This is a genomic window from Rugamonas apoptosis, assembly GCF_014042355.1.
GTDB lineage: Bacteria > Pseudomonadota > Gammaproteobacteria > Burkholderiales > Burkholderiaceae_D > Rugamonas > Rugamonas apoptosis.
Genome location: NZ_JACEZU010000025.1, coordinates 1 through 6,330 on the forward strand (window position 1 = coordinate 1; position 6,330 = coordinate 6,330).

Annotated in this window: 6 protein-coding genes; 5 read left to right on the forward strand and 1 reads right to left on the reverse strand. The window is 63.2% G+C overall.

What is annotated here, in order from left to right; translation table 11 throughout:
- Positions 1 to 400 (reverse strand): polysaccharide deacetylase family protein (locus H3H39_RS27170; protein WP_182157671.1); only part of this gene is annotated, 400 nt, incomplete at its 3' end.
- A gap of 789 nt (positions 401 to 1,189) precedes the next feature.
- Between H3H39_RS27170 and H3H39_RS27175 the strand changes: the two genes are divergently transcribed.
- The 5 genes from H3H39_RS27175 to H3H39_RS27195 all read left to right on the forward strand — a co-directional run.
- The gene (locus H3H39_RS27175) at positions 1,190 to 1,813 is read left to right on the forward strand and encodes a choice-of-anchor C family PEP-CTERM protein (RefSeq protein WP_182157672.1); all 624 of its coding nucleotides are present in this window, start codon (positions 1,190 to 1,192) and stop codon (positions 1,811 to 1,813) included.
- 668 nt (positions 1,814 to 2,481) lie between these two features.
- On the forward strand, positions 2,482 to 3,180 hold the full coding sequence (locus tag H3H39_RS27180; RefSeq protein ID WP_220461694.1) for a response regulator transcription factor: 699 nt from the start codon (positions 2,482 to 2,484) through the stop codon (positions 3,178 to 3,180).
- On the forward strand, positions 3,173 to 4,546 hold the full coding sequence (locus tag H3H39_RS27185) for a sensor histidine kinase (protein ID WP_182157674.1): 1,374 nt from the start codon (positions 3,173 to 3,175) through the stop codon (positions 4,544 to 4,546). Before H3H39_RS27180 ends, H3H39_RS27185 begins: the two co-directional genes overlap by 8 nt.
- 146 nt (positions 4,547 to 4,692) lie before the next feature.
- Positions 4,693 to 5,067 carry a hypothetical protein gene (locus H3H39_RS27190; protein ID WP_182157675.1) on the forward strand — a complete coding sequence of 125 codons (375 nt, stop codon included), beginning with the start codon at positions 4,693 to 4,695 and terminating at the stop codon, positions 5,065 to 5,067.
- Positions 5,068 to 5,135: 68 nt separating this feature from the next.
- Positions 5,136 to 6,330: TolC family protein (locus tag H3H39_RS27195; RefSeq protein ID WP_182157676.1), on the forward strand; the 1,195-nt coding region annotated here is incomplete at its 3' end.

Consider the following 6,330-nt stretch of genomic DNA (forward strand, 5'->3'; position numbering starts at 1 on the left):
CCAGATCGGGATTCTCCTCCGCCTGCTTGCCCACCATGAAGAAGGTGGCCGAGATATTGTATTTCTTGAGCAAGTCGAGGATGAACTCCGTCGCACCCGGCGCCGGACCATCGTCGAACGTGAGCGCAACGCGGTTGACCGGGGGCGGCGTCGCGATGTCCGATTCATACTTGCAGCTCTGTTCCAGTACGGCCGGTTCAGTGACCAGTTTGTCGAGCATACGGTTCACGTGGTGTTTCCGGATCTTCCTGGTGTCTTCCTCGTGGTTGTGGGCCGGAGTGTTGTCGCTCTGATGCAAGGAGCCGTCTGCTTGGGCGGCGTGGCCCTGCGGCATGAAAGCCAGCAAGACCAACGGGAGGATGGCGGCGGCCACCATGCGTGGCAGTGTGTTCTGTGTCATGGGAAAGTTGAAATTCATGCTAGGGCGATATTACTATACCGTACAGATGGCGAGCCAGTTGGAATTGCCACCGTGCGACCAACGCGGTTATGGCCATTGGCCGCTCTTTGTTCGGGTACTGGGTGGTCAGCCAAGTGCCGACATGCGAGAACCTCAGGTGGGCGGTATCTCGCTCAGGCATGCTGGATTGTCATCGCCAAACCGGTCGAGGCAGCCGGCCATTGAAGTAACTTATATGCGAGAAGTCAGGCCAATTGGCTGCCAATTTTGCATGCCTCGGTGCTAGTTCGGCGTTCGGCAGCGGTAAGCCATTGACCTGCATTAACTTTTCGCCAGCGATGAAATAGCAGCGGTTATTCGGTCTCGGTATGAGTTCGGTCCTTGAGGGGGGCGGTGGCAGGGGCTGGAAAACTTGTTGCGTTTCTTCGACTTGGTGCTCATCAGCTTGCCGGAGCGCCGTTCTGTTAATCCGCATGCCCCAGGCTCGAGTCCAGGTCGGGGCGCCAGAACACAGAAAAGCCCCATCAGCACTGAGCGCGATCTTGAGCGCAACCAGACTGATGGTTTTTTTCGCATTTGCGCCCCACCCATCGGCGTACGGTGAACAAGCCGGTATTCCTTCTCCTGTTCCAAGCGAAGCATCCCGGCGCGATCAATGATACTGGTCGAGCCTTGGGGTGGCAGAATAATATTTCTAAAATGTAATTTTAAATGTTATGTTGACATTGTCTTGAGTTGCTTTGATAATGGAAACAGAAGTTATCCAAATAAAACTAATCGGGAGCTGGAATGCGTAAATTTAAGACTGTTCTGACCGTTGCGGCGTTTGCTGCGCTGGCACCAATGGCGAATGCGGCCGAGTTGATCGTCAATGGCGGCTTTGAAGCGCCGGGTTCGTTCAGCGGCAACTTCCAGACCATCGGCACCGGTAATGGTCTGTCTGGTTGGAACGTCACCGCAGGCAGCGTGGACCTGATCAATACCTACTGGCAGCCGCAGTCGGGCAACTACAGCCTGGATCTCAACGGCAATGAACCGGCGACCATCTCGCAGGCGTTCACCACCGTTGTCGGCAAGAGCTACACCGTAAGCTTTGGCATGGCCGGTAACATGGACGGCGGCGGCAGCGTCAAGTCCATCACGGCCGGCGTGAATGGCGACCATACCTTCACGTTCGATACGACGGGCCTGTCGCATGACGCCATGGGTTGGCAAACGCGAAGCTTCACCTTCGTGGCTGACTCCACCCTGAGCACGCTGAAGTTCAGCGGCAATGGCAACAACGGCCCATATGGCGCTGCGCTGGACAATATTTCCGTGGCGGCCGCCGTGCCTGAGCCAGAAACATATGGCATGCTGCTGGTTGGCCTGGGACTGGTCGGTTTCGTGGCACGCCGCAAGAAAGCCGCCTAAAGCAGTTAGGCAGTCGTTGTGAACAATCCCGCTTCGGCGGGATTTTTTTTGGTAAAGAGGGACGGAGCCAGGTCTATTTCGTTTGTGATGGCGCCTAGTGTGTTCGTTTGCTGGCAGGATTGACAATCATCTAGCCCTCCATACCCTCGCGAACGCCGCGACCCTGTCGAGGCCGATTCTTACATGGGTTGACAACCGCTCCGGCAAGGCGAAATTTTCCTCAGATTATGGCGGCTTCCAGCTTCGAAATTCTGGACAAAGTCGTTGCACCACCGCGAACATGCGCCGCGGCCGGACGAGTCGAAGCTATCCGCGCCGTGTGCAGTATGGGTAAGCCGGCCTCCCGTACCGACTTGTCGCTAGTATGTTGCTGGCACTGACAATGTTGGTGCGATGAATGTTGTAGCGCGAGGACATTGCGTCTTAACCCATGGAGAGACGGCGCAGCCAGGTCGCTCGACGAAGCAGGAACCCACCGAAGCGATCGCGTAGATCATCACGCGGCGCTGTCGGAATCCACGTCCTTTCCGCGCAAGCGGCGGCCGTAGTCTGAGGGCGGGGAGGATGTCAAATTCGGATGTTGTATGATTTCTTCCCCTGTTCCGCGTCGGCAACCTGTGGCTGGGTACGGAACGGGACCCATACTTCGATCAAATACGGAGGCACTGTTGCATTGCTTGGTCATTGAAGACGAAGCCGATACCTCGCGCTACATCTGCAAAGGGCTGCGAGAGGCTGGCTATACGGTCACGGCCTGCGCCACCGGGCGCGAAGGGCTGGACTATGCCACCGGCGCCGACTGGGACATCATCGTCATGGACCGCATGCTGCCGGGCGGGATAGACGGCCTGACCATCGTCGAACGGCTGCGGGCACTGGGTAAGCAGACGCCCGTCATCATCGTCAGCGCGCTCACCAACATCGAGCAGCGCGTGTCGGGCCTGCGGGGCGGGGCGGACGATTACCTGTCCAAGCCGTTCGCCTTTTCCGAGCTGCTGGCCCGCATCGAGGCGCTGCTGCGGCGTGCCGTGCCGGGCCAGGACAGCGCCCAGTTGCAGGTGGCCGACCTGACGCTGGACATGCGCGCCATGCGCGCCAGCCGCGGCGGCCATGCCATCGCGCTGCAGCCGCGCGAATACCGGCTGCTGGAATACCTGATGCGCCACGAGGGCCAGGTGGTGACCCGCACCATGCTGCTGGAAGCCGTGTGGGATTACCATTTCGACCCGCAGACCAATGTGATCGACGTCCAGATCAGCCGCCTGCGCACCAAGATCGACAAGGATTTCCCTACCGCGTTGATCCACACGCTGCGCGGCGTCGGCTACTGCCTGTCGGCCCGCCCACCGGATGCGGGCCATGCTTAAACTGCGCGATTCGATCGCCGCCAAGCTGGTGCTTGGTTACGGTGTGCTGGGCATGGTGTCGATGGTGGCCGTGTCGGCCGTGTTTTACGTCGGCACCATCGGCGTGCTGGACCAGAATATCGACGGCCGCATCATCGCGCTGTCGGACCGGCTGCTGGCCCTGGGTGGTGAGCGCAGCAGCGCCGCGCTGGCCATCGAAGTGCGGCGCCAGCTCAGCGACGGCATCGACAGCGACCGCGAGATCTTCCTGCTGCAGCGTGGCGATGGGCGCGTCCTGGCCGGCAACCTGAGCGCGTGGCCGGGGCGCTTCGAGGGCGCGCTGCAAAGCGCCGACGTGGTGCGCGATGGCCGCATCACCCCGGCCCGCCTGCACCGCCGCCTGCTGCCCGATGGTTCGTTGCTGATTGTGGGGCGCGATTTGAGCGAGCAGGAGGCCATTCGGGCGCTGGTATGGCGCGCGCTGGCATCGGGCGCCGTGCTGTCGCTACTGTTTACGGTGCTCGGCGCGTTGCTGTTCCGGGGACAGATCGAGAGCCGGTTGGGCGCGATCCGCCGCACGGCCGAGCAGATCGAAGCCGGTGACCTGAGCCGCCGCATTCCCGTGCGCGGCGACGATGAATTCGCCCGTCTCAACGGCGACATCAATCGCATGCTGGACCACATTGAATTGCTGATGGATGGCGTGCGCCATGTTTCCGACGCCATCGCCCACGACCTGCGCACGCCGCTGGGCCGGGTACGCGGCAAACTGGAGGACGCGCTGCGCCACACGCGCGACGCCGACGCGCTGGAAGGCGCGGCCCGCGATGCGATCGATGACATCGATGACCTGATCCGCCTGTTCGAGCGCTTGCTGCAGATCGCCGAGGCTGAGTCGGGCGTGCGCGCGCGTCTGTTCGAGACCCTGGACCTGAACCGCGTAGCCGAAGACCTGGCCGAGATGTATGAAGCGAGCGCGGAGGATGTGGGCGCCCGCTTGTCGCTGGCGCTGGCGCCGCGGGCCGTGGTACTGGGTGACCGTAACCTGCTGGCAAGCGCCGTGGCCAGCCTGCTCGATAACGCGCTCAAGTACGCGGGGCAGGGCGCGGCCATTGTGCTCAGTACCAGCTCGCGTGAGGGCAAGCTGGCCATTGCCGTGGGCGACAATGGCCCCGGCATACCGGCCGGGGAAAGGGGCCGGGTGACGGAGCGTTTTTACCGGCTCGACCAGAGCCGCAATCTGCCCGGCAATGGTTTGGGCCTGTCCATTGTGCAGGCCACGGCCGTCCTGCATGGCGGCGCGCTGGAGCTGGCCGACAACCAGCCCGGATTGCTGGCGTGTATCGTCCTACCTCCCGCCTCTCGCCCCCCCGCCGTCACCATCTGACCACCCTCAGGTCATGGTGTTACCTTTCCAATCTGTAATGTTTGCGCAATGATCCGGTAATGTGTGATCCCTTATGATCTGCCCGCGCTGCCGTATGTGGTGGCGATTTTGCGCCTACCAACGCTGGCGCCATCAACGGAGCAGACATGAACAGCACGCCTTTGGTATTGATCGCAATTGTTGTCGGCATGGTATGCAGCGCTTGCGCGCCGCTGCCGGCCGAGCATGACGTGGACTGGAAGAATGGTGCCCGCCATGGTTGGGTTTCAGGCTTCTACGATGCCGCAACCCCGCGCAGCGAGCTGCCCAAATGCCTGGCCGGCGTGCCGGCCCAGGAGCTGGCCACTCACCGCTTCGTGCGCATCGACTACCGTCACTCGCGTCGCATGATGGTGGAGGTGGCAGAGCTGCCTGGCGACGCGCTGGTCAAGCTGGGCGACCGAGTAGAGCTGTGGCCGCAGGACTGCGACCAGGGCAAGCTGTCGCGGATCTCACGCATCATGCCGCCGCCCGCGACCTGACTATCTATTCCGTCCTTTCACCGGGGTGCCGCCAAGCTGGCGGTCGCCCGCACCTGATCGCTGCAAACATGGCTATCCATTTCCCCTTTTCGCGCGCGCTGCTGGCGGCAATGCTGGTGGCGGCGCTGCAGACGGCGCATGGCCAGGCGCTGGACCTGCGCCTGGCTACCGCGCTGGCGCTGGCCCATAACGCCGACCTGCATCTGGCCGCGCTCGATGCCGCCAGCGCCGATGCCGCGGTCACCAGCGCCGGCGCCGCACCCAACCCTATGCTGACGCTGCAAAGCTTCAACATCAATCCAAATGCTGGCGTAGGCGCCGGTTCTTTGCGCAGTAAGACGGTTGACAGCGCCATCCGCATCGACCAGCTGGTCGAGCGGGGCGGCAAGCGTGGGCTGCGCGTGGCCAATGCGAGCAGCCTGGCCGCCGCCAGCGCGAGCGATACGCAGGATATGCGGCGTCAGGTGCTGCTACAGGTGAGCCAAGCGTATTACGACCTGCTGGCGACTGAAGGGCGGCTGGCTATCATGCGCGACAGCGCGCGGCTGTTCGACCTGACGGTGGAGGCGGCCCGCAAGCGGCTACAGGCGGGCGACCTGGCGCCGGCCGACGTGGCGCGCGCGCAGGTCGATGCGCTGCGCGCCCATAACGACGCGGACCAGGCTGCAACGGACCGCTTCGTGGCGCGCCAGACACTGGCCACGCTGATCGGCCAGCCGGACAAGGCCGCCTCGTTGGAGGTGGCCGATGCGTGGCCTGCCGTGCAGGGGGAGACAGATTTGCTGGCGGTCGCGCTGGGCGGCGATGCAATGGCAGGCAGCAATGCAACGGCCGGCGGCGATGCGTTGCAGTCGGCTCTGGCGCGCCGTCCCGATGTGGCGGCAGCCCAGGCGCGGGTGGCGGCGGCGCAAGCGGCACGCAAGCTGGCGCTGGCCGCGCGCAGCGCCGACGTCACCGTAGGCGTGCAGGCCGAACATTATCCGACCAGCGCCGCCAACCCCCAGGGCAGCGGCAACAGCTTCGGCATCGCACTGCAAATCCCACTGCAAGTGCGCTACGCCTACCAGGGCGAGCTGCGGGCCGCCGATATCGCGCTCGACAGTGCCGAGCAACGCCTGCAGCAAGTGCGCCAGCGCGCCCGGGCCGAACTGGAACTGAGCCTGGAACAGGTACGCACGGCCGGCCAGAAGCTGCGCCTCGACGACGAGCAGTTGCTGCCTGCGGCCGGCAAGTCGGCTGACGCGGCCGAATTCGCATTCCAGC

Excerpts from the sequence above, each read along its gene's own strand:
- H3H39_RS27175 (WP_182157672.1), top strand. The coding sequence starts at position 1,190 with ATGCGTAAATTTAAGACTGTTCTGACCGTTGCGGCGTTTGCTGCGCTG.
- H3H39_RS27185 (WP_182157674.1), top strand. The coding sequence starts at position 3,173 with ATGCTTAAACTGCGCGATTCGATCGCCGCCAAGCTGGTGCTTGGTTAC.
- H3H39_RS27190 (WP_182157675.1), top strand. The coding sequence starts at position 4,693 with ATGAACAGCACGCCTTTGGTATTGATCGCAATTGTTGTCGGCATGGTA.